Annotated in this window: 30 protein-coding genes; 8 read left to right on the forward strand and 22 right to left on the reverse strand. The window is 37.9% G+C overall.

The window, feature by feature from the left end:
• Positions 1-199: 199 nt before the first annotated feature.
• Entirely contained in the window at positions 200-1,933 is a 1,734-nt protein-coding gene (locus ACLHDG_RS12490) for a cytochrome D1 domain-containing protein (RefSeq protein ID WP_415406577.1), read from the reverse strand.
• Positions 1,934-2,149: 216 nt separating this feature from the next.
• On the opposite strand from ACLHDG_RS12490, the gene ACLHDG_RS12495 reads away from it, so the two are divergent.
• Positions 2,150-2,209 carry a hypothetical protein gene (locus ACLHDG_RS12495; protein ID WP_415408342.1) on the forward strand — a complete coding sequence of 20 codons (60 nt, stop codon included), beginning with the start codon at positions 2,150-2,152 and terminating at the stop codon, positions 2,207-2,209.
• A 151-nt stretch (positions 2,210-2,360) separates the two neighbouring features.
• Here ACLHDG_RS12495 and ACLHDG_RS12500 read toward each other — a convergent pair whose 3' ends face one another.
• The 4 genes from ACLHDG_RS12500 to ACLHDG_RS12515 all read right to left on the reverse strand — a co-directional run bounded on the left by ACLHDG_RS12500 (position 2,361) and on the right by ACLHDG_RS12515 (position 5,584).
• Positions 2,361-3,803 carry a cbb3-type cytochrome c oxidase subunit I gene (locus ACLHDG_RS12500; RefSeq protein WP_415406578.1) on the reverse strand — a complete coding sequence of 481 codons (1,443 nt, stop codon included), beginning with the start codon at positions 3,801-3,803 and terminating at the stop codon, positions 2,361-2,363.
• Positions 3,793-4,467, reverse strand: coding sequence for a c-type cytochrome (locus tag ACLHDG_RS12505; protein WP_415406579.1), 675 nt, complete (start codon positions 4,465-4,467; stop codon positions 3,793-3,795). The genes ACLHDG_RS12500 and ACLHDG_RS12505 overlap by 11 nt, the downstream gene beginning before the upstream one ends.
• A 134-nt stretch (positions 4,468-4,601) precedes the next feature.
• Entirely contained in the window at positions 4,602-4,955 is a 354-nt protein-coding gene (locus tag ACLHDG_RS12510) for a hypothetical protein (RefSeq protein WP_415406580.1), read from the reverse strand.
• A 263-nt stretch (positions 4,956-5,218) separates the two neighbouring features.
• On the reverse strand, positions 5,219-5,584 hold the full coding sequence (locus ACLHDG_RS12515; protein WP_415406581.1) for a hypothetical protein: 366 nt from the start codon (positions 5,582-5,584) through the stop codon (positions 5,219-5,221).
• Positions 5,585-5,710: 126 nt separating this feature from the next.
• Between ACLHDG_RS12515 and ACLHDG_RS12520 the strand changes: the two genes are divergently transcribed.
• The 5 genes from ACLHDG_RS12520 to hisIE all read left to right on the forward strand — a co-directional run bounded on the left by ACLHDG_RS12520 (position 5,711) and on the right by hisIE (position 9,187).
• Positions 5,711-6,094 carry a hypothetical protein gene (locus ACLHDG_RS12520; RefSeq protein ID WP_415406582.1) on the forward strand — a complete coding sequence of 128 codons (384 nt, stop codon included), beginning with the start codon at positions 5,711-5,713 and terminating at the stop codon, positions 6,092-6,094.
• Between the two features lie 3 nt (positions 6,095-6,097).
• Complete coding sequence (locus ACLHDG_RS12525; RefSeq protein ID WP_415406583.1) at positions 6,098-6,286, forward strand: hypothetical protein; 189 nt, start codon at positions 6,098-6,100, stop codon at positions 6,284-6,286.
• A 76-nt stretch (positions 6,287-6,362) separates the two neighbouring features.
• Positions 6,363-7,283, forward strand: a complete 921-nt coding sequence (locus ACLHDG_RS12530) for a branched-chain amino acid transaminase (protein WP_415406584.1) — start codon at positions 6,363-6,365, stop codon at positions 7,281-7,283.
• Between the two features lie 9 nt (positions 7,284-7,292).
• Positions 7,293-8,375 carry a prohibitin family protein gene (locus ACLHDG_RS12535; protein ID WP_415406585.1) on the forward strand — a complete coding sequence of 361 codons (1,083 nt, stop codon included), beginning with the start codon at positions 7,293-7,295 and terminating at the stop codon, positions 8,373-8,375.
• A gap of 146 nt (positions 8,376-8,521) precedes the next feature.
• The gene (hisIE, locus tag ACLHDG_RS12540) at positions 8,522-9,187 is read left to right on the forward strand and encodes a bifunctional phosphoribosyl-AMP cyclohydrolase/phosphoribosyl-ATP diphosphatase HisIE (RefSeq protein WP_415406586.1); all 666 of its coding nucleotides are present in this window, start codon (positions 8,522-8,524) and stop codon (positions 9,185-9,187) included.
• Positions 9,188-9,409: 222 nt separating this feature from the next.
• On the opposite strand, the gene purF is transcribed toward hisIE, so the two are convergent.
• The 7 genes from purF to ACLHDG_RS12575 all read right to left on the reverse strand — a co-directional run bounded on the left by purF (position 9,410) and on the right by ACLHDG_RS12575 (position 16,371).
• The gene (gene purF / locus ACLHDG_RS12545) at positions 9,410-10,777 is read right to left on the reverse strand and encodes an amidophosphoribosyltransferase (RefSeq protein WP_415406587.1); all 1,368 of its coding nucleotides are present in this window, start codon (positions 10,775-10,777) and stop codon (positions 9,410-9,412) included.
• Between the two features lies 1 nt (position 10,778).
• Positions 10,779-11,546: a 4-hydroxy-tetrahydrodipicolinate reductase gene (gene dapB / locus ACLHDG_RS12550; protein WP_415406588.1), complete on the reverse strand. Its 768-nt coding sequence runs from the start codon at positions 11,544-11,546 to the stop codon at positions 10,779-10,781.
• Between the two features lie 13 nt (positions 11,547-11,559).
• Positions 11,560-12,498 carry an NAD(P)/FAD-dependent oxidoreductase gene (locus ACLHDG_RS12555; RefSeq protein WP_415406589.1) on the reverse strand — a complete coding sequence of 313 codons (939 nt, stop codon included), beginning with the start codon at positions 12,496-12,498 and terminating at the stop codon, positions 11,560-11,562.
• 142 nt (positions 12,499-12,640) lie between these two features.
• Positions 12,641-12,958, reverse strand: coding sequence for a thioredoxin (trxA, locus tag ACLHDG_RS12560; RefSeq protein WP_415406590.1), 318 nt, complete (start codon positions 12,956-12,958; stop codon positions 12,641-12,643).
• Between the two features lie 137 nt (positions 12,959-13,095).
• Positions 13,096-13,878, reverse strand: a complete 783-nt coding sequence (locus ACLHDG_RS12565; RefSeq protein ID WP_415406591.1) for a phytanoyl-CoA dioxygenase family protein — start codon at positions 13,876-13,878, stop codon at positions 13,096-13,098.
• A 39-nt stretch (positions 13,879-13,917) separates the two neighbouring features.
• The gene (locus tag ACLHDG_RS12570; RefSeq protein ID WP_415406592.1) at positions 13,918-14,259 is read right to left on the reverse strand and encodes a YraN family protein; all 342 of its coding nucleotides are present in this window, start codon (positions 14,257-14,259) and stop codon (positions 13,918-13,920) included.
• On the reverse strand, positions 14,260-16,371 hold the full coding sequence (locus ACLHDG_RS12575; RefSeq protein ID WP_415406593.1) for a molybdopterin oxidoreductase family protein: 2,112 nt from the start codon (positions 16,369-16,371) through the stop codon (positions 14,260-14,262).
• A gap of 114 nt (positions 16,372-16,485) precedes the next feature.
• Here ACLHDG_RS12575 and ACLHDG_RS12580 point away from each other — a divergent pair, with 114 nt between their 5' ends.
• On the forward strand, positions 16,486-16,743 hold the full coding sequence (locus ACLHDG_RS12580) for a hypothetical protein (protein WP_415406594.1): 258 nt from the start codon (positions 16,486-16,488) through the stop codon (positions 16,741-16,743).
• 288 nt (positions 16,744-17,031) lie between these two features.
• Here the strand turns inward: ACLHDG_RS12580 and ACLHDG_RS12585 are convergent, their stop codons facing one another.
• From ACLHDG_RS12585 to ACLHDG_RS12625, 9 genes are all read right to left on the reverse strand, one after another.
• The gene (locus ACLHDG_RS12585; RefSeq protein WP_415406595.1) at positions 17,032-17,529 is read right to left on the reverse strand and encodes a YajQ family cyclic di-GMP-binding protein; all 498 of its coding nucleotides are present in this window, start codon (positions 17,527-17,529) and stop codon (positions 17,032-17,034) included.
• A gap of 12 nt (positions 17,530-17,541) precedes the next feature.
• A complete protein-coding gene (locus ACLHDG_RS12590) occupies positions 17,542-18,804 on the reverse strand; it encodes a homoserine dehydrogenase (RefSeq protein WP_415406596.1) in 1,263 nt (420 codons plus the stop codon).
• A 1-nt stretch (position 18,805) separates the two neighbouring features.
• Positions 18,806-20,032 carry an LL-diaminopimelate aminotransferase gene (locus tag ACLHDG_RS12595; protein WP_415406597.1) on the reverse strand — a complete coding sequence of 409 codons (1,227 nt, stop codon included), beginning with the start codon at positions 20,030-20,032 and terminating at the stop codon, positions 18,806-18,808.
• Positions 20,033-20,107: 75 nt separating this feature from the next.
• Complete coding sequence (locus tag ACLHDG_RS12600; RefSeq protein WP_415406598.1) at positions 20,108-20,623, reverse strand: hypothetical protein; 516 nt, start codon at positions 20,621-20,623, stop codon at positions 20,108-20,110.
• Complete coding sequence (gene rlmB / locus ACLHDG_RS12605; protein WP_415406599.1) at positions 20,610-21,311, reverse strand: 23S rRNA (guanosine(2251)-2'-O)-methyltransferase RlmB; 702 nt, start codon at positions 21,309-21,311, stop codon at positions 20,610-20,612. The genes ACLHDG_RS12600 and rlmB overlap by 14 nt, the downstream gene beginning before the upstream one ends.
• 54 nt (positions 21,312-21,365) lie before the next feature.
• Positions 21,366-22,175 (reverse strand): 16S rRNA (cytidine(1402)-2'-O)-methyltransferase, encoded by an 810-nt coding sequence (rsmI, locus tag ACLHDG_RS12610; protein ID WP_415406600.1) that lies wholly within the window; start codon positions 22,173-22,175, stop codon positions 21,366-21,368.
• A gap of 122 nt (positions 22,176-22,297) precedes the next feature.
• Positions 22,298-22,498 carry a 50S ribosomal protein L31 gene (gene rpmE, locus ACLHDG_RS12615; protein ID WP_415406601.1) on the reverse strand — a complete coding sequence of 67 codons (201 nt, stop codon included), beginning with the start codon at positions 22,496-22,498 and terminating at the stop codon, positions 22,298-22,300.
• Positions 22,499-22,644: 146 nt separating this feature from the next.
• Complete coding sequence (locus ACLHDG_RS12620) at positions 22,645-23,313, reverse strand: 16S rRNA (uracil(1498)-N(3))-methyltransferase (protein ID WP_415406602.1); 669 nt, start codon at positions 23,311-23,313, stop codon at positions 22,645-22,647.
• Positions 23,294-23,722, reverse strand: a complete 429-nt coding sequence (locus tag ACLHDG_RS12625) for a hypothetical protein (protein ID WP_415406603.1) — start codon at positions 23,720-23,722, stop codon at positions 23,294-23,296. The genes ACLHDG_RS12620 and ACLHDG_RS12625 overlap by 20 nt, the downstream gene beginning before the upstream one ends.
• Before the next feature lie 82 nt (positions 23,723-23,804).
• Between ACLHDG_RS12625 and glp the strand changes: the two genes are divergently transcribed.
• A complete protein-coding gene (glp, locus tag ACLHDG_RS12630; protein ID WP_415406604.1) occupies positions 23,805-25,022 on the forward strand; it encodes a gephyrin-like molybdotransferase Glp in 1,218 nt (405 codons plus the stop codon).
• A gap of 1 nt (position 25,023) precedes the next feature.
• Here the strand turns inward: glp and ACLHDG_RS12635 are convergent, their stop codons facing one another.
• Positions 25,024-25,605 (reverse strand): 6-pyruvoyl trahydropterin synthase family protein, encoded by a 582-nt coding sequence (locus ACLHDG_RS12635; RefSeq protein ID WP_415406605.1) that lies wholly within the window; start codon positions 25,603-25,605, stop codon positions 25,024-25,026.
• Positions 25,606-25,720: the final 115 nt, after the last annotated feature.

The following is a 25,720-nucleotide window of genomic DNA, read 5'->3' on the forward strand; positions in this document are numbered from 1 at the left end:
TATAGTCTTATTTATATTTAACTTACTTGATATAGATTAAGATTTATAGATATATTTAAACGATTTTAATTCGTTGAAAAATGAAAGTAGCGATAAAAGGGAGTAACGTAAGATTAGATTATTTTCAGTAATTTATTGAAATGATAAAAAATCACTTCAATAAATCACCCCCTCCAAAAGGAGAGAGTAAAAGTATCAATTAAGCACCAGGAATATGTTGTCTGTGCTCAACAGAGTATGTAAATGTAGGTGTTGTCAAGTTATTGATATACTTAACGAACTTACCTGTTTTAGACTCATAGATACCAATTCTACCAGTTGTCCACTCAGAGATCATTGTCCACTCACCATGATTCGCAGGCTCTGCATGAAGAAGTCTAGGTTGTACCGGCTCTTTCACTGCTGGTCCTAACTTATCTGTATGTGGTACAATTTTTTCTTGTCCGAATTTTTCTTCTTTTTGTGCTGCTACAACAGTTTGAGTTGCATCCCACTCTTGAAGTACTTTTTTCGTTTTCGCATCGATCAATTGACCTTTAGTTTTACCAACTTTAATGATTCTGTCAGTCTCTAGAGTATCTTTGTTGATCAAGTGAACTTCATTGTACTTATCTGGCTTACCAAGTACACAGTCAGCCCATAGGTATGGAGTATCGTGTGCTGTACCGATGAATAGTCCACCACCAGCAGTTTCAACTTTTTTAACCACTTTCCAGCTAGAATCCCAAATTACAACAGAACCAATGTTCATACTAACAGTAGCGTGAAGTTGTTTCTTTTGTCCTTTTGAGTACCAAGAAGAACCTTGACCTGGGTGTGGCTTAGATTTTTTACCTGTATGCACTTTTGCAGCAAGGTTTTTCTCTTTAAAGTCAACGATACCAACAACATCAGATCCTTGAGAAGCGATCATAAAGTATCTACCGAAATCTTCACCTTCATCTTCGTTCAAGAATGCATCGTGGAGGATCTTACCAATGTTTGGAATATCACCAACGATCGGGAAACCTTCTTTAGAATAATCGATGATATATGTATGTCCACCATCTTTAAGTGCCATTGCAAAATATGGTCCATAAGGAGTATCTGCTAGAGATGCAACTCTTGATGGTCCAATTTGTCCATCAGGATCAATTACACGGCTTGTATCAAACGCTTTAAGTGGTTCTAGTGTATGTGCATCACAAAGTACTGCACCACCCGGGTTATAGTTACCAGCGATTACATATTTACCATCCGGAGATACTGCAAGACCTCTAGACTCTTGACCTACTTGAACTGTTGCCAGTGTCGGTTGACCAGGAGCACCGATGTCAAACATACTTAATTTACCTGAACGAGAGATAGAATAAGCATATCTTGGATTAGCTTTATTTGTTACTGTTACGTGTACCGCAAATCCTGCTTTATGACGAGAAAGTACTTTACCATTTGTTGAATCAATAAAGTCAACCAAAGAAGCATCCCTTTCTGTTGCAAAAGTGATATCTTTAACATTCTTTACATCACCACCTTTGATAGCACCATCTTTAGCCACAGGATACTTTTTAGCCAATGCATCAACATCTGCTAATTTTACCCACGTTTTTTTAACTTCATCAAGGTCAAGTGTTAACTCAACAGTACTTTTCCAGTCCATCAACCAGTCGATCATACCAGAAGCATCATCTGCCGAGAATGAAGTATTCCATGCTGGCATTGCCGTATTAGGTACACCTTCCATGATCGCTTCAGTTAAGAACTCTCTTGTTTTCTTTTTCATAGCTGCTGGTCTAAGGTCTGATCCAACACCACCCTGGTGGATTGGTCCGTGACACCCTTGACACTCTTTTTCATACTTCGCAGCGAAATCCATCGTTGATGTACCCGCCATAGCCATTGTAGCTGCAAAACTAGTTGCTGCTGCTAAACCTAAAAGTTTGTTCAATTTCATTTATTCTCCTTTATATTATCAAATTGAAAGTTTAGAAAAAAAATTTATCTTTCTTCTAAGTTTCTTTCGATAAAATCACGAGTCTTTTTAAAAGACAACTCACACACATTTTGAGGACTCTACCTAGTCCTCATTCCTCACTTGCAATTACTATAAATCACAAATAAGTATATCACGAATTAACTTAAGTAAAATATATAACTATCATCAAATTTACTGATAATTATTGTTCTTCTTGTAATCTCTTTTTTTCCTGCTTATAAATCCAAAACATAGGTAAGATAATTACCGTATGTAAGAAGATAGTCAGGGTCAATGGTCCTTGATTTAACATAGCAAAAAAACTTGGTACTATGTCAGTGATCGGTGAAATTAACATCTTTTCTCCTTTAAATTAAGATGGAGGGAAATAATCCCTCCATAGTTTCTAGGCTTCTGCCTGCTGCTGAGCTTTCTTACCGATAGTAAGAAGATCTAGAACTAGATAGATAAACCCTACGAATGTAACAACACCCATAATCGTTCTCCACATCTGTGCCTGAATATACCAAGGTAACTCTTGTGCTACAAAGAATGCATTCCAAGTCGCACCAAGTTCAGCTCTTTCAACAAGCACTTGCTCATACCCTGCGATAGTTAATGCAACAGTCATACCCATTACACCCATACCGATAAGAGTAATTCCCATTTTAGAGTTAAATGTAGCTTTCATACGTTTCACACCGTAAGCACCTTGTATACCGATATACATAAACCCTATAAGGATCGTTGCATACGCTCCAAAGAATGCCAAGTGACCGTGAGCCGCTGTAAACTGCGTTCCGTGTGTATAGATATTTACTTGTGGCAGAGTATGGAAGAATCCCCAGATACCTGCACCCAAGAAGTTACCAAACGCATTCATTACGATCCATGCCATAGCCGGACCATTTGCAATAACCGAACCTGCTTCGCCTCTCTCTTTAGCAGCACCTTGCTGTTTACCCCAGTCATAAAGAACGTGAACAAACATAGCAACCAATGGCACTGGTTCTAGTGCTGAGAATAGTGCACCAATTTCCCACCAGTACTCAGGTGTACCGATCCAGAAGTAGTGGTGACCCATACCAAGGATACCTGAACCAAAGAGCATAAGAACTTCGATCCATAGCCACATTTCAACGATCTCACGTTTAGCACCGATAAGTCTGATAAGTGCATATGCTGCAAGAACACCTACAAATACTTCCCAAGTTGCTTCAACCCAAAGGTGTATAACCCACCACCACCAGAATTGATCCATTGAGATATTATCTGTAAAGAACATACCAGTTAAGTAAAGACCTGCAAGTGCAAGTAAGTCAGCTACCATTACTGTCATGATCCCTGTCTGTCTACCTTTCATATATGTTGCAAAAACATTCCAGTAGAAGATAAGAACAACAACAACGATACCGATATCAGCCCATCTTGGTGCTTCGATATACTCACGACCTTCATGGATCAACCAGATAGACGCTTCTGTACCAGAACCTACTTGAACAAAGATGTATACAAGTACAACGACTGTAACAGCTGCTGTAAGTACCCAGAAAGCCAGCTTACCTAGACCCAGGTGAACACCTTCATGTTCAGTCTCATCTGTCAGCATATAATAAGTGGCACCTATCATTGCATAAAGCATCCAAACTACTAGTGCATTAATGTGCACCATTCTTGCTACTGAAAAGTCAAGTATTTCAAATAGGAAACCCGGAGCCAGAAATTGGATCGCAGCGACAAGTCCGAAAAGAAGTTGTGCACCAAAGAGTATAATTGCTACTCTGAAATACATCATTCCCAGTTTTTGACCTTCATTTTGTAATTTATGTGTTTTAATACTAGCGAGCATGAGAACCTCCTGCTTTAAATGTGTCAACAGTTTTCGAGAAGTTTCTAGGGAAACCGTTAGTATCTATAGAACTCATATGTTTCATGAATGCTACCAAGCCTTTTGCTTCATCTGCTGTAATACCAAGATTTGGCATCATACGTGAATGTGTAGGATACTGTGATGGATTTATTAAGAATTCAGCCATCGCCTCTTCAACTGTATTTTTTCCAGTCATACCTTGTAGTGGACCACCATCTTGCCATGCTGGATCTAACCAAGCTTTTGTAAGATCCGGTGCAAAATATGCTCCATTTCCTAAAAGTGTATGACAATTCATACAGTTTTTTGCTTGAGATGTAAGTTTTCCAAGGTGTAAAAGTTCTCTTGCCTCTTCTTCACTATAGTCATCTCTACCAAAGAATTTCTGCTTCTCACCAATTACTGGTACCTCAGATCCTCTTTTTGTACTGAACTTGTAATCAATATGATAATTGATAACCGTTGGTCCAGGTACTCTTTTAGTTACCCCTGCTTTAAGGTCTGCATCTGTACCCATACTGATCTGTCCAAGCGTATCAAAACTAAGCCAGATAAGCAAAATAGTTGCAAATCCAGTTACCCATGCCGCTGAACGACGCCAGAATGGAATACTACTCCAAACCGAAACATTTTTGTTAGCCATTATATGTCTCCTCCTTTTTTGTTATAGAACGTTTTTTGGGCAAAGCCCAACAAAGCTACGCTGACGCTGAGTCTGCTTCAGCAGCAGGCTCATACGACTAGTCGTATTTTGCTGAGTTTTACCTAATTTTGCGTTCAATTATTGTTTTCTTGCACAACTTCATCTGTATCTGCATACCGTTTTTCCGACTCATCTATAAGACGAAAATAGAGATGAGGGACGAACAGATACGCTACCATAGTTACCATCAATACTTTAAGTGTAAAAGGGTTACTTTGGATAAGAACAGCGCCGTCGTACAAGCAGTAAGTCTGCAATGCCCAAAATAGATACCCAACAGGCATCCACTTTTTGGAAAAATACCCCATTTTAGAGAGAGTAATGACTGCTGCATATACTACTCCAAAAACTAGTACAAGCGATAATTCTACAAAGATAGTAAGAAATTGATCTGCTGCTATTGCTGGCCTTATTGCGAATGATTCCATAAATATGGCTCCTTTTGAATATCTATTTACTAAAGAACACTTCATGATTCTAGAGCATGTGAGTATTATGACAGTTTAAAACTGAGAAGAGATTGACATATATCAAGAAAATGAAAGATAATCATAAATTTTACTACTTAATTAAGTAATAATTATGCTAATGTTTTAGAAGAAAAAGTTATAAATAAAGATTTTACTTGTATTGTAGTTTTATAGGTAAGTATGAAGCACCCTTGGGGTGCCTACGCTATTTGAATTTAATATTATTTAACAATACATCTTGCAGAAAAGAAAGGTCTTGTATAGTTAGGAGAGACAAAATTATCACCCTCTAAGGACCACTCGTTTGATTTTTGTATAATAACACTCTGTGCTACTTTTCGTTGCATACGACTTTCACATAATATAACTAAGTCTTTTTCAAAAGCACTTTTTACCTCAGCCATTCTATTTGTAGTTACAGTATAATGTGCTCCTATAGCTATAGCAAGCACCAACGATACCCACATAAGTCCTCTTTTTGCAGCACCTTTAGACATAAATGGTCTGGTACCCACAAACAGTGTAATAAGCAGTATGATGGCTCCAAGTATAAGATATGCACCCTCTAAAACGAAAAAGTTTTTCATTGTTTAACACCTATAATTTTTATTTTGATAATGGTAACACAGTTTAATAGTATCTATGTTGATATTCATCAAGTGATTTTTAGTGAAAAGGCTCTATACTTACCTAAAATTATTACGGGGTAACCTATGGAATCACTCAAAAAATATCTTCCTTTAGCACTACTGTTAGGCTTTCTTGCACTAGGCATCTCAGCATTTATGCAAAGTAAGCCAAGTCAAAAAAATGAACGCGTATATAAAATAGTAAAACAGTATAGTCCTTACTATACAGACCAACGTTTTGGTGGTATACAGATCATGAGTAAAGAAGATCCTGAATTTATAGAGAAACCTGACAACATGGTTCTCTTTAAACGTCTTGATGAACTCGAAAAGGCTTGGGCACAAAAGCATCTTAAGCTTGAAAATAATGTACTCATTATCTTAGATAATAATGGTACGCAGCAGGCAACTCTCCCTCTAAACACACAAGAGGAAATCAACTTTACACATACATTTTACGGGATATAAATCATGCTTAATATTGTTCTCACCCTTGTCTTTTCTGTTGTTATGCTTGTATTTATGGCTTTCCCGGCTATGAAGATCGTAGAGTTGGTAGAAACCAAAATAACTGTACCGGAAAAATGGCACAATGCATTTCTTATATCTACAACTGTATTTCTTTCACTATGCATAGGACTCTTCCTTCGGTTTGCATAACCGACTATTAACAACAATTTAGCTAAAATAATCCATTAATTTTGACGTGCCTATAGGCATGTCCTGGAGTAACTAAATGAATAAATCAAAATATATCTGGATGGATGGCGAATTCACCCCTTGGGATGATGCTAAAGTACACGTACTTACACATACATTACACTATGGTAATGGTGCCATAGAAGGAACGAAGGCCTACAAAACTGTAGATGGTAGATGTGCCATTTTTAAACTAAAAGAGCATACACAAAGACTTCTTAATTCATCTAAAATGACACTGATGAATGTACCATACACAGCAGAAGAGCTTAATGATGCACAAGTAAAACTCTTACAAGAGAATGAACTTTTTGATGGTGCCTACATCAGACCACTTGTTTACCTTGGTTATGGTGTTATGGGTCTATATCATAAGGACTGTCCTGTACACGTCTCTATCTCTGCATGGGAATGGGGTGCGTATCTTGGTGAAGAGGGTCTTAAAAAAGGGGTTCGTGTAAAGATCACTTCTGTCACAAGAACACCTAACACTTCCGGTATGGGTAAAGCCAAAGCCGTAGCAAACTACCTGAACTCTCAAATGGCAAAATTTGAAGCCGTAGATGCAGGTTATGATGAAGCATTGCTTAGAGATGACCATGGGTATATCGCAGAAGCATCCGGTGCAGCTTTCTTCATGGTCAGAGATGGTGTACTCATCTCTCCTCCTAGTGACAATACACTAGAGTCCATCACGCAAAAAACCATTATAGACTTGGCAAAGGACATGGGCATCGAAGTAGAAAGAAAACGCATTACTCGTGAAGAGGTCTACATCGCAGATGAAGCATTCTTTACAGGAACAGCAGCTGAAGTCACACCTATCCGTGAAGTAGATGCACGTATAATCGGTGCAGGTTCTCGTGGTCCTATGACTGAAAAACTTCAAGCAGCTTATTTTGATGTAGTTGCAGGTAAAAACCCTGACTACATTAAATACTTAACATATATTAACTAAGGAAAAAACATGCCAGCAGACATGAACGACTATTTTAAAAAGAAAAAATCGAGTTCAAATATGAACAAAAACAGTGGTGGAGGTAGCAACTTTGAAAGCCCTCTAGGAAATATGGGTAAAGGTGCACCATGGATATTGGTAGCTTTAGCCATCGGCTTTGCACTTTTTGTGCTTAAGCCCTTTGCCATCATCAACTCAGGTGAAGTAGGTATCAAAGTAACGACAGGTAAATTTGAACAAGAGCCACTTGAAGCTGGTCTTCACTTTTATATCCCTATGTTTCAAAAAATCATCCCTGTAAACACACGTATCAGACTCATTACATACTCTAACGTCACTACTGCTGCGCTGGGTGATTCGTATAGAGGTTTTGAAGGCGGTTTGCGCAGAAACCCTGCCATCTCAGTATTGGATAAAAGAGGACTAACGGTCAATATCGACCTCGCAGTCCAATATCGTTTGAAAGCAGAATCAGCACCAGCTACCATTGAAAAATGGGGAAGTGGCTGGGAAGAAAAGATCATCAACTCTAAAGTAAGAGAAGTGGTACGTGATGTTGTTGGACAATATACAGCAGAGCAACTTCCTGAAATGCGTAATCAAATTGCTTCAGCTATAGAAACAAAAGTAAAAGAGAGTGTTGATTCACTTCCAAGCCAACCTGTTATACTTACTTCTGTTGAACTTAGAACCATTAACCTTCCTACAAAGATCAAAGATCAGATAGAAAGAGTACAGATAGCAAAACAAGATGTTACCATAGCAGAACAAGAGAAAGAAAAAGCAAAACAACAAGCACAAAAAGCAGCAGAAGTAGCTCGTGGTGAAGCAGAAAGAAACCGTATTGAAGCACAAGGTGAGGCTGACAAGATCCGTATCGAAGCAGAAGAGCAAGCGAAAGCAAACACATTGATCTCTAGATCACTTACTGCTGAACTTCTCCAACTAGAGCAGATCAAAACGCAAGCGAAATTCAATGAAGCACTTAGAGTCAACAAAGATGCACAGATCTTCCTTACACCTGGTGGTGCAGTACCTAACATTTGGGTAGATGCAAAAGGCAAGCAAGAACGTCTGATGGGACAACAGTAACAACATTCCCCCCCTCGTTCCACCTCTCCCGAGGTGTAACGCATATACAAGTTTAATTTGTAACTAAAATTTATATACTAATTAGATTTATATATGTATTCCATCTCAGGAGAGATGGAACGAGATTTATACTCATAGGAGACACCATGCAAATCGATTGGAACAAAAATCCCCTCATCCCAGCCATCGCACAAGACAATGAAACTTCTCAAGTACTCATGCTTGCCTATATGAATGAAGAAGCTTACAACCTTACGCTTAGTACAGGATATGCACACTATTTTAGCCGTAGTAAACAACGTATCTGGAAAAAGGGCGAAAGCTCTAACCATACTCAAGAGGTAAAAGATGTACTTCTTGACTGTGATGCAGATACAGTGGTATTGAAAATAAAACAAAATGGTGTGGCTTGTCATACAGGACGTAAAAGTTGTTTCTTTACTTCAGTGATCCAAGATAAAGTTATCTTGGAGCAAGAGGTAGATACAGATGCCATCTATGGCGTAGTCGATACCCTTTACCATACCATTTTAGAGCGTAAAAATGCTTCTGCGGAAGCTAAATCTTGGACCAAAAAACTTTTAGATGATAAAGAACTCATGCTCAGCAAGATCCGTGAAGAAGCAGATGAAGTATGTGTTGCCATAAACGAAGAGAGTGATGAACAAGTCATCTATGAAAGTGCTGATCTTCTCTATCACACTCTAGTAGGACTAGGACACAGAGAGATCTCTCCAGATAGAGTAAAACAAGAGTTAGCAAGAAGATTTGGAATGTCTGGAATTACAGAAAAAAAAAGCCGTTCTAAATAACATTATTAATCACACGAAGTGTGCATCTACCATAGCGAACACCCAATGCACCCCACTTACGCTTTAGCGACGGAGGGTATCGTCATTTAGTGACAGAAAAGCGAAGCGATTCGAGAACAGAGACGATTTTTTGCTTCGTTTTTTTAAAAAAATGAAGAGAGAAACACTGCGTCAACATATATAAAGGGTAATTAACTAAACGTTAAAAACCAAAAAATCAATTTAACAATCTGAACACCCAGGACTTTCCGCATTACCACCAGCAAAATAGTTCCCATCAAAACTCACAAGTGAATACGTTCTTTCACTACCGAGTGACTCTTTAAGTCCTTCAATAGAAAGGAAACCAAGAGAATCAGCTCCCATATTTTTTGCTATCTCTTCAGGAGTATATTTGGTAGAGATAAGTTCTTCTTTGGTTGGGGTATCTATACCATAACGACAGGGATACTTTATCTCAGGTGCCGCTATACGCATATGTACCTCTTTGGCACCTGCTTCTTTAAGCATACGTACTATCTGTTTAGAGGTTGTACCACGTACAAGTGAATCATCAATGATGGCTACTCTTTTACCAGCGATAAGATGTTTTACCGGAGAGAGTTTGAGTTTTACTTTAAGATCACGGATCTCTTGAGTTGGTTCAATGAAAGTTCTTCCTACATAGTGATTACGCACGATCCCCATCTCAAATGGTACTCCAAGTCCATCCGCATATCCTTTAGCTGCTGCTACACCACTATCTGGTACAGGCAACACCAAATCTATCTCTGCTGGAGTTTCTTTTGCCAATCTTTTTCCCATTTTTAAACGCATCTCATAAACATTTTTACCATCAATGATGGAATCTGGTCTTGCAAAATAGATATATTCAAAAGCACAAGGATGATAATCTGGTTCAAATATCTGTTCACTCACAGGCTCTTTGCCCTCTTCAAAAGTAAGCATTTCACCTGGCTCTACATCACGTACAAACTCAGCACCCACAAGATCAAAAGCACAAGTTTCACTTGCTACGATCCAACCACCATCTTTGAGTTTTCCAAGACTAAGCGGACGTATACCAAAACGGTCACGCATAACAAACATTTTAGAACGGCTTTGTATCGCTAGACAATATGCACCCTCTATCTTCGTCAACATATCTTTAATACGATCAACCAAAGAATCCTTTTGAGACTTTGCTATAAGATGTATAATATTTTCTGTATCCATATCAGTTTGAAAAATAGCACCTTTATCTATAAGCTCATTTCTAACTTCATGCTTATTAATAAGATTACCATTATGAACTACTGATATTTCACCCAACTTGTATTTTGCAAATACAGGTTGTGAATCACCGGCAGATTCACTACCTGCTGTGGAGTAACGGTTATGCCCTACAGCACAACACCCCTTCATACTATCTAGTGTCTCTTGTGAAAAAACATCTGCAACCATCCCACGTTTTTTATAGATCGAAATACGCTCACCATTTCCTACTGAAATACCTGTAGACTCCTGCCCACGATGTTGCATTGAAAATAGAGAATAATACGCTACCGTAGAAGCTTTTTTTGCACCAAATACACCTACAATTGCACACATATTAAATTCCTAAACAATCATTAATTGAGTAAAGACCACTCTCTTGATCTACAAGCCATGTCGCTGCACGAATGGCACCTTTTGAAAATGTCTCTCTGCTGGTAGCTGTATGATTGAGTTCTATAAACTCACCATCATTATAAAAACCAACTGTATGACGACCTACTATGTCACCACCACGAAGAGCCATAACAGCTATCTCATCTTTGGTTCTTGCACCTATTTGCCCATCTCTTCCACTTACGCGTACCGCATCCAAGTCCAATCCACGACCTTTTGCTGCAAACTCACCCAATGTTAAAGCTGTTCCAGATGGTGCATCTACTTTATGTCTATGGTGCTGTTCTACGATCTCGATATCAAAATCTGTAAGTGTTGCTGCTACTTTTTCGACCAACTGCTTAAGCAATGCAATACCTGCTGACATATTTGAAGAGTAAAGTACTGGCATCTCTTTAGAAGCCTCTGTTAAAAGATTTTGCTGATGTGCTGTAAACCCTGTAGTTGCGATAACAAGTGCCGTAGGATTTTTCAAAGCTTCTTCACAAAGTTCCTGTGTTGCAACAGGTGCAGAGAAGTCTATCACTACATCACATACTTCAAGAACTGCTTTCATACTGTTTGTTACCAACACATCTGATGGTACATCTACTTTTAATTCATCAAATACATGCAGGGCACTAAGTGTTAATGCTTCATTTTCCAACACATTTTTAATAAGGTGTTCACCCATTCTACCTGTACTGCCTACAATACCAACTTTTGCCATTTATGTTTCCTTATTATGCTTGTTCTTGAATATATGAAATTACTTGAAGTGCTGCTATAGAGCCATCACCTGCTGCTGATACAACCTGTTTAGGTGCTTCTATACGCATATCACCTGCTGCAAAAAGTCCGGGTACTGATGTTTTCATACTCAAGTCTACAATAACCTGACCCCAGTCATTCATTTTACAGATAAACTCACCATTTTCATCTTTCAGCACTGAGTTACTTACATTGTGGCCTACAAAAACAAAAAGACCTGTATTGTCCATATGTGTGATCGTACCATCATTATTTTTGATGTCTACACCTGTAAGTCCCATAGCATTACCTACTGCTTCTTCTATCACAGAATTGGTAACAAGATGTATATTATCTTTTCTCATAACTCTATCTAGTGTTGGTGGTGCTGCTCTAAACTCATCACGTCTATGTACAACATACACATCTGAACAGATGTTTGAAAGATAAAATGCTTCTTCTAGGGCTGTATCTCCACCACCTAAAACTGTAACAGGTTTGTTTTTATAAAAAAAGCCATCACAAGTAGCACAAGTACTCACACCTTTTCCAAAGTATTCATCTTCACCCTTAAAGCCAGCTCTTTTAGGAATAGATCCTGTACATACGATGACTGTCAACGCTTCTACAGTCTCTCCACCTTCAAGTGTTACAGTAAAATGTTTACCTGTTTTAGCCACACCTTCTACTTTTTTCATCTCATGTTTAAGTCCAAAAGCAAAACACTGTTTTTGCCAGGTATCCATAAAATCCATACCTGTTTTATCGTGCTCGAAAAATCCTGGATAGTTCTCTATCTCAGAACTCTGTGTGATCTGCCCGCCTGGCATACCCATCTCAAACATTGTCACATTTTTAAGTCCACCACGCGTTGTATAAAGCCCCGCAGTAAGTCCCGCTGGTCCACCACCGATGATTGCACAATCTAACATTTGATTCCTTCATAAAATATTTAAACAAATGATTACTATTATACTCTGTAAATACTTGGTTAAAAATTTTAGAAGATTCTATCTAAATGTAGATATAAAAGAAGTGTTTAAAAGAGGGAGTTTATCCCTCTTAATGCATAACTTACAGTTGTGCGTTTATTTTTTCTGCAAATGCATCTTTAGAGGCTGCACCTACCATTTGGTCTACCACTTCACCATCTTTGAAGAAAAGGATCGCTGGAATTGATCTGATACCATATTTTACAGCTAAGTCTTGTTGCTCATCTGTATTTACTTTAGCGATAGTTGCTTTTCCATCAAAATCTTCAGCAAGTTCTTCTACTACCGGAGCGATCATTCTACAAGGTCCACACCATGGAGCCCAAAAGTCTACCATTGTTACACCTTCAGCTACAGTTGCTTCAAAGTTGTCGTTTGTTAATTCTACATATTTTGCCATATTTATTCCTTTAAAAGTTTATTTAAAAATTATACAATAATTTCGTTAATGCAACATTGTTATAACTTATATTTTTTATTTTGTCAACAATAATGGGTTAAATAGGAGTAAAAAACTCCTATTTAACCCAAAAAAGCCTAAAGATTATCCAATTTAATCTCAGGATACTCTGCAGAACGTGTCCCTTCTAGCACTTTTGTGGATAATCCCTTAACCGTATAGACAAATGATATTTTAGGTTTATCTGTGTCATTTTTATTGGCTCTGTGTAATAAAAGGGAATGAAAAAGTACTACATCTCCTTTTTCCAATGTAGTTGATACTTTTTTCTCTATAATAGTAATATTTTGATCCAATTCTTCCAAAAAGTAATCTTTTTCATCGAACTGATCAGGCCCAAATTTCATACGATGACTTCCCGGTATAAACTCAAGCACACCATTTTCACTATATTCATCATCCAATGCTAACCAGATACTGACAAGATTATCATCTGAGTAACGCCAATATCGTCTGTCTTGATGCCATCTGGTTTGGGTACTTTGATGTGGCATTTTTGTCATGATCGAGTTGTGGTGTGCTGTGGTGATGACGACTTGATCATTTAAAACCTGCTGTAAAACAGGTCGTATCTTTTCATCTTCCATCCACTCTTTAAAAAGAATATCCCGATTATACACCTGCCGCAAGCGTCTAACAGTTGTACCTGCTTCTTCACTGCTATAGTTGGCCACATCCGTACGATACTCCTTGGATTTCTCATCATACCCTACTTCAGTCTCTATAGGCTCTATCTTATGCTTCAAATGTACCTTTGCTACGTCCAAAATGGCTTCACACTTTTCTTTGTCAGCAAAATCTCTCAAAATTAAAAAACCATCTTGATTAAATTGTTGGAGTTGTTCATTTGAGAGTATCATAAGTGTACCTTTAGAGTATCATTGAAGAAGATTATAGCATTATAACGTGACATTCTCTATAAACTCTACCTCATCATGACGGATGATCAGTGCATCGATACTGAATGCGACATCTAAATTTTTTGTTTTCATATAGTAGTATGCAGAATTTATGACTTTACGTAGTTTAGATGGCGTAACATTATAAATAGGGTCAAAATCTGCTTTACCACTTTTTACTTCGATAAAATGTAAAATATCATCTCTTTGTGCGATGATGTCTATTTCTCCTAATTTACGAGCAAAATAGTTACGCTCGAGAATAATAAAACCCTCTTGTTCCAAAAAAGCTGTTGCCAAATCTTCACTTTGGTCACCATACTTTTTAGGAAGTTCTCTCATTTAGCTACACGCTACCTCTGAACCTACAGGTATGATATCTACTTTGACAGATTTAAATCGTGCAGTGAGTATAAGCTCATCACTCTCATCTCCAAAGATTGCATTGATACGACTCTTTGCATGATGGAAAGTACAAAAAAGTGTCTTTGGTTTGACTTTATCAGTATATCTGACACTAAGTGCTTCTGTTTCACCATATTCACTTTTGAGTATTACTTTATCTCCAAATTTACCTTCATTTTCAACTGAAGCTAACAATACATCTTCACTATGTTTATTATAAAGTGTCTCTGTATGTTTTGTCTGTGCTGCATTGTTATAGTGAGGTAGTGCACGCCCTGTTGTAAGATAGAAACCTTCTAAAGAATCATCATAAAACTTTTTATCAAGTATCTCTTGAATCATACCTCGTGGCTCATACTGTTTATAGACATACTTACCCAAACCATCATCTGTACGGAAATCAAGTAGGTGAAGTATAGGTGTATCTTCATGATAAATAGGCCACTGCATACCACGCTTTCTATGACGCTCCAGTCGGTAATATGCAGCACCGGAGAAACGTCTAGGTGCAACTACACGTACTTCATTCCAAACATCTTCACTTGTTTTAAAGTTAAAGTTTTCAGTATCACCAAGTTTTTGTGCCATTTGTGTTAAAATTTCCCAATCATCTGGTAGATCAGACTTCACAAGAGGCTGAGAAAGGTGTAGTCTTCTCATCGCATTCACATAAACACCTGTCTTCTCATATGCAGACTTGACACCGATGATGATATCTGCTTTCTTAGTCACATCTGTCATAAACAATTCTTGAACCATAGTAAATTCCAGGTTATCCATAGCCTTGTCTATCTTCTCTATATTTGGGTGTATATGCGTGATATCTTCCCCCATATTAAGTAGTGCTTTGATACGCCCTTCATTCATAGCATCCATAAGCTGTGGTGTCATGAGCCCAACAGTTGGTGCATCTTGATAATCTGGTAGATAGTAAGGAAGACAGCCCATATCACAAGCACCCTGTACATTATTTTGTCCACGTAGTGGCATAAGTCCTGCACCGGTCTTACCTATATTCCCAGTCATGAGTGCTAAGTGTGTGATAGCCATAACTGCATAAGAACCATCTAAATGCTCAGTAATCCCAAGACCCCAAAAGATCATTGATTTTTTTACTGCATACTCTCTAGCAATATTTGGAATCATCTTTGCAAGATACTCATACCCTTCTATATCTTTTACAAATGCCGGATTGGCATAAGGGTCATTCAGTATCTTCTCTTTAAAGGTATCAAAATCTTTTGTACGGTTATCAATAAAACTCTGATCATACAGCTCTTCATCTATAATCACATATGCCATCATATTAAGTATGAGTAGATTTGCTTCAAAAGGGATGATACAATTATATTTAGCAAGTTTTGCCAGCTTTGTCTCACGCACATCAATAACTGCCAGGTTATTATTTTGTTTCGCTACGGAGATTATACGGTTGGCTATGATAGGATGCGCTTCCATAGTATTGGAACCGATCACCACCATAAATTCAGTTTCATAGATATCATTATACGGGTTTGTCGCAGCACCCTCCCCTATGGTAGTCTTCATGCCTTTGAGACTAGGAGAGTGACATACTCTTGCACAGTTATCAACGTGAGGTGATTCCATCGTCTCACGACAAAACTTCTGGAATGCATAGGCCGATTCACACGATGTTCTCGCCCCTCCTATCGCACAAAAGCTATCTCCACCATACTTCTTTTTTATCTCACTTAGCTTCATACTTGCTATAGATGTAGCTACATCTAGCTCACAAGTCATAAATTCACTATCAAACTCTGTAAGTTTAGCTCCAAAAGCATCTTGGATATGTGGATTTTTAGATAAAAATATTTTACGTATACGTGGCTCTCTGATACGATCTTTAGCATCCACAAAATCATACCCATACTTCCCCTTGATACAAAGCTTCCCTTCAGAAACTACACCATCTTTTTGTGCATAGATTTTTACAATTTTATTATTTTCCACTACTCCAGTAATATCACAGCCTACACCACAGTACGTACAAACGCTTTCTATCTCTTCTCTATCATATTTTTTTGTCATATTTTGCCCTTAAATGATTAAATCGGATAAAATTTATCCTAATTAGGCTTAAACTAAAGATTGTTTAAGCAATACTCGTTAATATCTAGAGAAATTATAACAAAAGGATTTACAATGTTTACTATTAATATAGATAAAGAGTGCGGATGTTTCAAAAGAAGTATGTATGAGAACAATCAAAGTTTTCATTCAAAAGACAGTGCACTGATAGAAGCACAGAGTATGGTACGGACAATGAACGAAGATTTTTGTCAGAAACACGAATTTACACTCAGTGAAAACGGAGACAACTTCAGCATCGCAATGAGTGCAAGACCTCAAACAGGAGCAGCAAGTTCAGGCGGATGTTGTGGTGGCGGACACTGCGGGTAAAACACACTTTGTGTGCGCGTTCAGCGTTAAGTATGTAGCGTTCAGAAAGGGTACCGAAAAGAAAGAGGTTCATGGAACTTCTTCCCCGTCAATCACGCAAAGCGTGCTCTGTCTCCGCGAACGACCTTGAAAGCAAAGCGATTCGAGAGTGGAGACGATTTTTTGCTTCGTTTTTTTAAAAAAATGAAGAGAGCAACAACACCACGATTAAAATAATAGGAAATTTGAAAAACATATTGAAGTATGTATTCCCACCCGCAGCATGGGAAAAAGTAGAGCAGTTGGAAGTTATTTAAAATTCCCAAACACCAACGGTGCTTTCAGATCCAAACTCTTCACTTCAGCCATCACTGCCTGAAGATCATCTATCTTCTTCCCAGACACACGCACTTCATCACCCTGTATAGAAGGAGTCACTTTTATCTTCATCGCTTTGATCACTTTAACGATCTGCTTAGCTTCATCTTTATCAATAGTATCTACGATACGGTAGATCACTTTTGTGTTACCCCCGGAAATTCCTTCAGTTTTCACCTCTTCAAGTGCCTTTCCTGCAATCCCTCTTTTAATAAGTTTAGAGATAAGTATATCTTTCAGTGCATCTATCTTACTGTCTGTAGAAGAACTAAGGCTCAAAGTTTTTGCTGCTTCATTCAAATTAAATTCAGCCACCAACCCCTTAAAGTCAAAACGAGTAGCTACTTCCTTCTCAGCCATTACAAGTGCATTCTTAAGTTCCATCATATCCAACTTCGCCGTTATATCAAAATAGTGATCTTTTGCCATATTGTTCTCCTCTTACTTCTCTATCCTCATCATAGCGATCTCGCCATGAACCACATCAAGTTTACTCAATGCTGCCATAGCATCTTGCATTTTACTCTCTTTACAATGGTGTGTTGTAAAAAGAAGTTTTGCTATCTCTTCATTTTTAGTTGGTTTTTGCAGCATTGCTTCTATAGAGATACCAAACTCTCCAAGTGTAGATGTAATCACTGCCAATACACCACTTTTGTCATCTACTTGTAGTCTGAGGTAGTACTGCGTGATGATATCATTTGGGCTAAGAAGCTTCAGTCCACTCTCTAAACCTTTTTTATACCCAAGCATAGGTCCTTGGTTCCCACGTACGATATCTACGATATCTGCAATGACTGCTGAAGCAGTAGCATCACCACCTGCCCCTGGTCCGTAGTACATTGTCTCACCTACACGGTCTCCTATTATGGTAACCGCATTCATCACACCATCTACTTTGGCTATCATGCTCTCCTGAGGTATCATAGTAGCGTGAACACGTAACTCCACGCCTTCCCCTACTTTTTTGGCAATACCAAGAAGTTTGATCTCATAACCAAACTCTTTAGCAAAAGCTACGTCTGTTTGGGTAATGTTTTCTATACCTTCTATAAGTATATCTTCAGGCTTTGCATCTATACCATACGCGATACTTGCCAAGATGAGCAACTTGTGAGAAGCATCAAAACCACCTACATCAAACGTAGGATCTGCTTCTGCATAGCCTAGTTCTTGTGACTCTTTAAGTATGTCATCATACTGTGCACCTTCATTGATCATCTTAGTAAGCATATAGTTACATGTACCGTTCATGATCCCCTGAATGGACTCTATATGGTTAGCAGAGAGTCCATTACGCAACGCACCAATAACAGGTATCCCGCCTGCTGTACTTGCTTCGTACATCAAAGGAATATCACCTGCTATCTCTTGAAGTTCGTAACGATGGTACGCGAGCAGTGCCTTGTTTGCAGTGACCACTGATTTACCATTCTCAAGTGCTTTTTTGACAAGAGCATAAGGCTCTTCTACTCCACCCATCAACTCTACTACGATGTCTATCTCAGGATCATTGACTACATCAAGAGGATTATCGCTCAACACAATAGAAACACCACGATCCTTAGAAAGATTTTTTACTACACCGGATTTTACAACGATCTTCTTCCCGGCTCTAGCTTCGATAATATCGCCGTTTTCCTCAAGGATCTTTGCAACACTTGCGCCAACTGTTCCTACACCCAATATACCAATTTTGACCATACTATTTCTTCTCCGCTTCCAGTTCTTTAAGAAACTTTTTAATATTTTTCGCTGCTTGACGGATACGCTTTTCATTTTCTATAAGGGCAATACGCACATACTCATCACCATATTTACCAAATCCTATACCGGGACTTACGGCTACACCTGCATGGAGTAGAAGCTGTTTTGAAAACTCTAAAGAACCCATATCTCTTGCTACTTCAGGGATCTTTCCCCATATAAACATAGAAGCATTTGGTTTTGCCAAATGCCAACCTGCTTTACCAAAAGCATCTATCATCACATCACGTCTTTTTTTATAACGTGGAATAATCTGTTCATCCGGTACATAACCATGTTCATCAAGTGCTACTGTAGCAGCCACTTGAATAGGGGTAAACATACCATAATCAAGCCAGGACTTAATGCTTTGCAGTGCACCTATAAGCTTTTTATTACCAACAATGAATCCAACTCTCCAGCCAGCCATATTGTAAGATTTTGAAAGAGTATATGCTTCTACTGCCACATCTTTAGCCCCCTCTACTTCCATGATAGAAGGTGTTTTGTATCCGTCAAAGGTAATATCTGCATAAGCGATATCTGAAATGATATAAAAACGTTTCTCTTTTGCAAGTGCTACCAGTCTTTCATAAAACTGAGGTGTCACAGTTGCTGTACTTGGATTATGAGGAAAATTCACTACCAGAAATTTTGCCTGAGGTACAGAGTTATCTAAAGCTTCCTCTACATCTGCTAAAAAACGATCTTCATCTACTTCAAAAGTATCTTCATCAAAAACAAGTTTCATTTTTTCAACATTTGCACCTGCCAAAATAAATGCCTGAGAGTGGATAGGGTATGTCGGGTCCGGAACGATAGCTACATCTCCAGGATTTGAGATAGCTTGTACCAAGTGAACATATCCCTCTTTACTTCCCATTGTAGCTACGATCTCAGTATCCGGATCCAAGTCAACATTATACTTACGCTTATACCACTTACTCATTGCCAAACGAAGTTTATATATCCCTTTACTTGCACTGTAACCATGTGTTTTTGGTTTCATTGCTGTTTCACATAATTTATCTATGATAGGTTGTGGAGTAGCAGCATCAGGGTTTCCCATAGAGAAATCTATAATATCTTCCCCTTTTCTCCTTAATTCCATTTTTAGCTCATTGATCTCTGCAAAAAGATACTTCGGTAATCGATTTATCTTTTCAAATTGTATTTCATCAAACATTTTTTCTCTCTTTTTCGCTTATATATAATGATCTTATGATCTATTCCTATCTTCATTAATACTATTATCTTGCACTTATATCCCACTATCTGTTGCAGGAGAGGCATCTGTTGCAGGAGAGGCATCTGTTTGAGCAGGTGCTATCACATTTTCTATGCTTAATTCTGCATTATTATTTGCTTCTTTGGGCATGATGATCTGGCTTGTTTTTGCTTCTCCAAATGGAAGTAGATCACTTAGCTGTTTTTTATCAAATTGTGTAAAAAAATACCAAGAGGCATATCCCAAAAGGATTAAAATAAAGAGCTGGAACACTTTAGATTTACCTTTTTTCTCTTCTATGACAGGAACTCCAAGTGTAATACTCTGAGTATCGTTATATTGTGCATAATGAGAAAGAGCCTGCTCTTTTAAAGGACCTAGATCTGCTTTATACTCACGTTCAATGATAGAGATAAACCCTAATGTTTTCACTTTTTTTAACTTATCAAAGTCACCTGCTAACAATAACTCAATATTATCTTCAGCAATATTGGTTCTTTTACTGATCGCTTTTACACTGTTTTCTTCAAGTATCTCATTTAACTGCATAACCCATCCTATGTATTAAAATCGCTGCTGCTGCACTGACATTCAGAGAGTCAAATGCATGCTTCATCTCTATGGAAACCATATGATCGACCTTTCCTGTTACTTTTTTAGAAATCCCTTTGCCTTCACTTCCCAGTACTAAAACACGTTTAGTATCGAAGGACATAGACTGCACATTTTCACCATCCATAGATGCACCATACACAGAAAAACCAAGTTGTCCCAACTCGTTAAATGTATCTAAAATATTTGGTGCTATCATAAAAGGCATATCAAGTAAAGCACCCGAACTTGTACGTGCTATGGCTGCAAGGTTAAGCTGCTTGACACCTGCAGCGATGATGGCATCTGCACCCAACGCATAGGCAGAACGAACAATCGCTCCAATATTCCCCACATCAGTCAATCCATCAAGCACTACAATGAAGTCATTTTTCTTTATCTGTAAAAATGAAGCTTCTTCAAACTCAGTCATTTCAACAAGTAAACCTTGGTGATTACCGCCTTTACTCATAGACTGTGCCCACTTCTCTTCTAAAAATTTAATTTTATCGTGGTATTTGTGAAAGAGTGCTTTAGGAAGTGCCCCTTTACTCGTAGCGCCTTTTTGCGCAACATATACTGTTTTTATTTTCTCTGAATGATGCTCTAGAGCATGTAAACAGACTTGTTTTCCATATATAATCATAAGATAGATTTTATCTAATTTTTACTTTTAAGGGGTTAAGAATTAGAGCGCTCACTATTTAATGAGTTCGTTATACCACTCTTTGACACTCTTGTCACTGAGCTGAGCTAAGAGTTTTGCCTTAGATTTAGGAGGTAGATCTAAGCTTAAAACCTCAGTAAAACTAAGGCTTTTTTCTGTACTTTCTTTGGCTCGTATGACCACTACCCACTCTCCACGTATAGTCAATTCTTTAAACACTTCGTTAAGTGATGCGGCAGTACCACGATAGTATCTTTGATATTTTTTACTGATCTCTTTAGCCAAAAAAAGCTCTCTGTTTTCATCAAGTGCGAGTATCTCGCTTAAAAGCTTTTCTAAACGGTGTGGTGACTCATAAAGCACTGTATTGTAACCATTACCCATAGCTTTAGAGAGTGCAGAACTTCTCTCTTTCCCTTTGTGTGGCAAGAAAGCATAAAAAAGAAACTTTCCTTCCTCAAAACCACTTGCTGCATACGCCGTAGTAACAGCACTTGCCCCCGGAAGTACATCATAAGTAATATTATTTTCTTGACAATACGCTACAAGTATCTGCCCTGGATCAGAGATAACAGGCATCCCTGCATCACTGACATAGACTACCTCTTGTGTACCCAAAATAGCACCAAATTGCTCCAGACGTTCTTCTCCATTATGTTCATTAAAGGAGTAAAACTCTGCATCAGGGTACGCCATATCAAACCGCTCTTCTAAAAGTCGTAAAAGCCGTTTGGTCTGACGTGTATCTTCACATAAAAATAGCTCTGCTTTTTCAAAAAGCTTCATAGCTCTAATAGTAATGTCTTGAGGGTTTCCAATAGGAGTGGGAATAAATGTCAACATGATAAGTACTTTGGTATTTAAAGAAGATAAGCGACTAGTCGCGTGAGCTTTCTGCTGAAGAAAACTTAGCGTTAGCGTAAGTATAGAGAGCTTTGCTCTCTATACGGTCAAACTGATGGTGATTAAGAAAGTTTATATTTATTTTTAAACTTCTCAACTCTACCGGCAGCATCAAGAATTTTCTCAGAACCTGTAAAGAATGGGTGACATTCATTACAAATATCTACTGACATTTCAGCTTTGTTTGTTCTGATTTCAAACTCGTTTCCACAAGCACATTTAACTTTACACTCAACGTAATCCGGGTGAATTTCTTTTCTCATTTTGAGACCTTTTAGTTTAATTTGGTGACAGGTAACTAACCTACTCTAGCATCTTGCTCTTCCATATTTACAAGTAAATCGGGTTGTTGCAACACTCTTAGGTGAGACAACTTAGGGCGTGATTATATCGAAATTTATTTAAAACATTATAAAAGAAGTTTAGAAGCCACCGCACATACAGCACTTTCACTCTTTAAAACCAAAGGTGTATCAAACCCTATAATCTTGTCTGCTTCAAAAAGTGCAACTTCATCTTCATGAAAACCACCTTCACAACCTATAACAATCGTATCTGTATTACCTTGTGATCCTATCTTATTGTCAGAAAAATTCAGCATCATGCTTTGTGGATTTTGTGTTAAAAAACTTTTCAGATCTTCAGCCATCTCCAGCTTCATCATCTCAGATCTGCCAGATTGCTGAGAAGAGTTAAGCAGTATCTTCTCCAAACGTTTAAAATCTATTTTAAAACTTTTTTGAGAACGTTTACAGTAAATAAAAGTGATCTTCTCTACACCCATTTCATTGAGAGAAGTGATCACTTTTTCTATACTTTTAGGATCTATTATACACCAGCCGATATGTAAAGATTTTTTTGCTTTCACCTCTAACACTTGACTCTCTTGCAGCTCAAGCATGACACTGCGTTTATCTATAGCAATAATCATATAACGATGAAGCAATCCATCTTCTAAATTACGTAAGTAAAGGTTATCATCTACCTTATGTCTGCGTACTTTAAAGATGTAACGATGTTCATCTCCTGTAAGGGTGAGTTGAGGCTTACTCGCCTCTTTATGATATAGATATAGCACCTTTTACTTCCATTACTTTTAGTACGACCATCACAGCTACAAGCAAAATTTGTACTGCAGAGATCTTGATAAATGCTCCTTTGAGGAGTTTATGTGTTTCTGGATTTTCTATTTTAGCTATTTTGATCAATTTATATTTTTTGATCTCTATGTACATAAGTGCTGCCCAGATAACGATCATTATAATAGTACTGAGTGTAAATCCAAGTTCACCTGTCACCATTGCGATAAGTCCGCTAAATGCTACCATCGTAACAATCGCTTGGAAGATCATCGTATAGATAAAACTTGCTTTTCTAAAACCCAATGGTTTTTTTGCTGTCATCATGGGGATCAAAAGCCCCCCAACTAAAAAAACTAAAAAAACTTTTACTAAAATACTATGTGATACTATCATTTCATCTAACATAATCTCTCTATCCTCTTGAATAATATCTCGAATTATACTCTATTTTGTTATAATCCTTATAATTCAATTAAAAAGGCTTATAATGGCTATCTCTATCACTGAAGCATTGGATATTATTTATAACAATGTATTGCCTCTTACAACAGAGATCATTCCTATCGAGATGGCAGTAGGTCGTGTGATGGCTGAAGATTCTATTGCTACATTTGACTTACCTAGATTTGACAACTCTGCAATGGATGGGTATGCAGTAAAGTGTGTAGATGCTGACAGTACTGTCAGTAGTGATGAAGTCATCTATGCCGGAGACAATCCTCAAATGACACTTGTAGCCAAAAAAGCCATTAGGATCATGACTGGTGCTCCTATCCCTGAAGGGTGTGAGGCGATCATCCCCATAGAGAATGTAAGTGTAGAAGGAGATCAAGTCACTCTTCCTTCTTCCATAGAGAAAGATGCTCATATCAGACGGTCAGGCGAGGATGTAAAAAGTGGGGAAGTCTATCTGAAAAAAGGTGAGAGTGTCACTGCCTACAGCATTGCCTTGCTGGCTAGTCAAGGCGTAACACATCTCACAGTATATCATAAGATAAAAGTAGCTGTTTTTGGTACAGGGGATGAACTGCGACCACACTTTGAAAAGATAGAGTTACATCAACTCTATAACTCTAACACTCCTATGTTCCTTGCCCGTGCAAAAGAACTTGGTTGCGAGGTGCGTTATGTTCCAAGTAGTGGTGATACCATAGAGTCTTTAGAGAGATCTATCAGATCAGCACTGGATGCAGATATTATTATCACTTCAGGTGGAGTGAGCGTGGGAGATAAAGACTTTACCAAAGAGGCTTTTACTAATCTAGGTATGAAACTCTATTTTGATAAAGTTGACATCAAACCAGGCAAACCCACTGCTTTTGGAAAGATAGGTGAAACAGTCATTATCAATCTACCCGGTAACCCTTTAGCCTCTATGGTGAATTATGAGATCTTTATCCGTGCAGTCATTCATAAAATGTCTGGTGCAAATGCTTATTTTCATGCTGCTATAGAGACAGAGATGAGAGAGGACTTTACACTAAGAAAAGGAAAATATACAGTTCGTCTTGGGACTTATAATGGTAAAACATTCATGCCTCTAAAACAACAACTACCGGGGATGGTTTCACCTATGCAAAAAGCGGATGGGATGATCATTACCACACCTGATGTCGGGCTACTTCAAAAAGGGATGAAAGTAAAAATGATTCCCATCATCTGGGAGTTAAACGGGTGTGAAAAAGAGGACTTTTTCACGAATTAAATTAAACGTTTTTAGGGTTTTTTATTAAAGTATGAGTTAAAAGCTTATCCCAAAGTTTAGCATCACTCCATTCACTTTGCACTTGCTTGGAGAATACAATATCTTCTAATGCTATTTTACCCATAAATTCACTATGTGCATCTTCTTTAAAGCCCTGTGCATACCCTGTCTCTGTTTCATGTACGATAATACTATGCAGCTTCACTTCTCTCTCGCCGTTGATCATCTCTGTACAGGATAACACACGTTCAACCAAAAGATAGATAACACGTGAAAACTGTTCTGCTGAAGGTGAGACAGGAAGTTCTACCCACCTATTGCTATGTGCTTTCATATCAGAAATATATTTTTTATCATCTTTGGACCATAAAGTGATGGCATGATCAAATGAGTCGATCAGTTCTTTAATGTAGAGTTTTGTCAAACCAAAATCATAAACCATCTGCCCATCATCAAGATAGTTTGATTCCAGTAATACCTCTACCTTGTAAGAGTGTCCATGAATATTTTCACTGCATCGTCTTGTAGAACAATCACGAACGATATGTGCATTTTCAAATTTAAAAAGTTTTCTGATCAACATTTTATATCCTTAATTAGGAGTTTATTAGTCTGATTTTAACCAAGCTAACTAAAAATAAGGTTAGACTACTTTCAAGGTTCATGAAATTGAAGAGATTAATCAGAGTGCATTAATT

Origin of the sequence: Sulfurovum iocasae (assembly GCF_047716765.1) — a bacterium.
Classification (GTDB): Bacteria; Campylobacterota; Campylobacteria; order Campylobacterales; family Sulfurovaceae; genus Sulfurovum.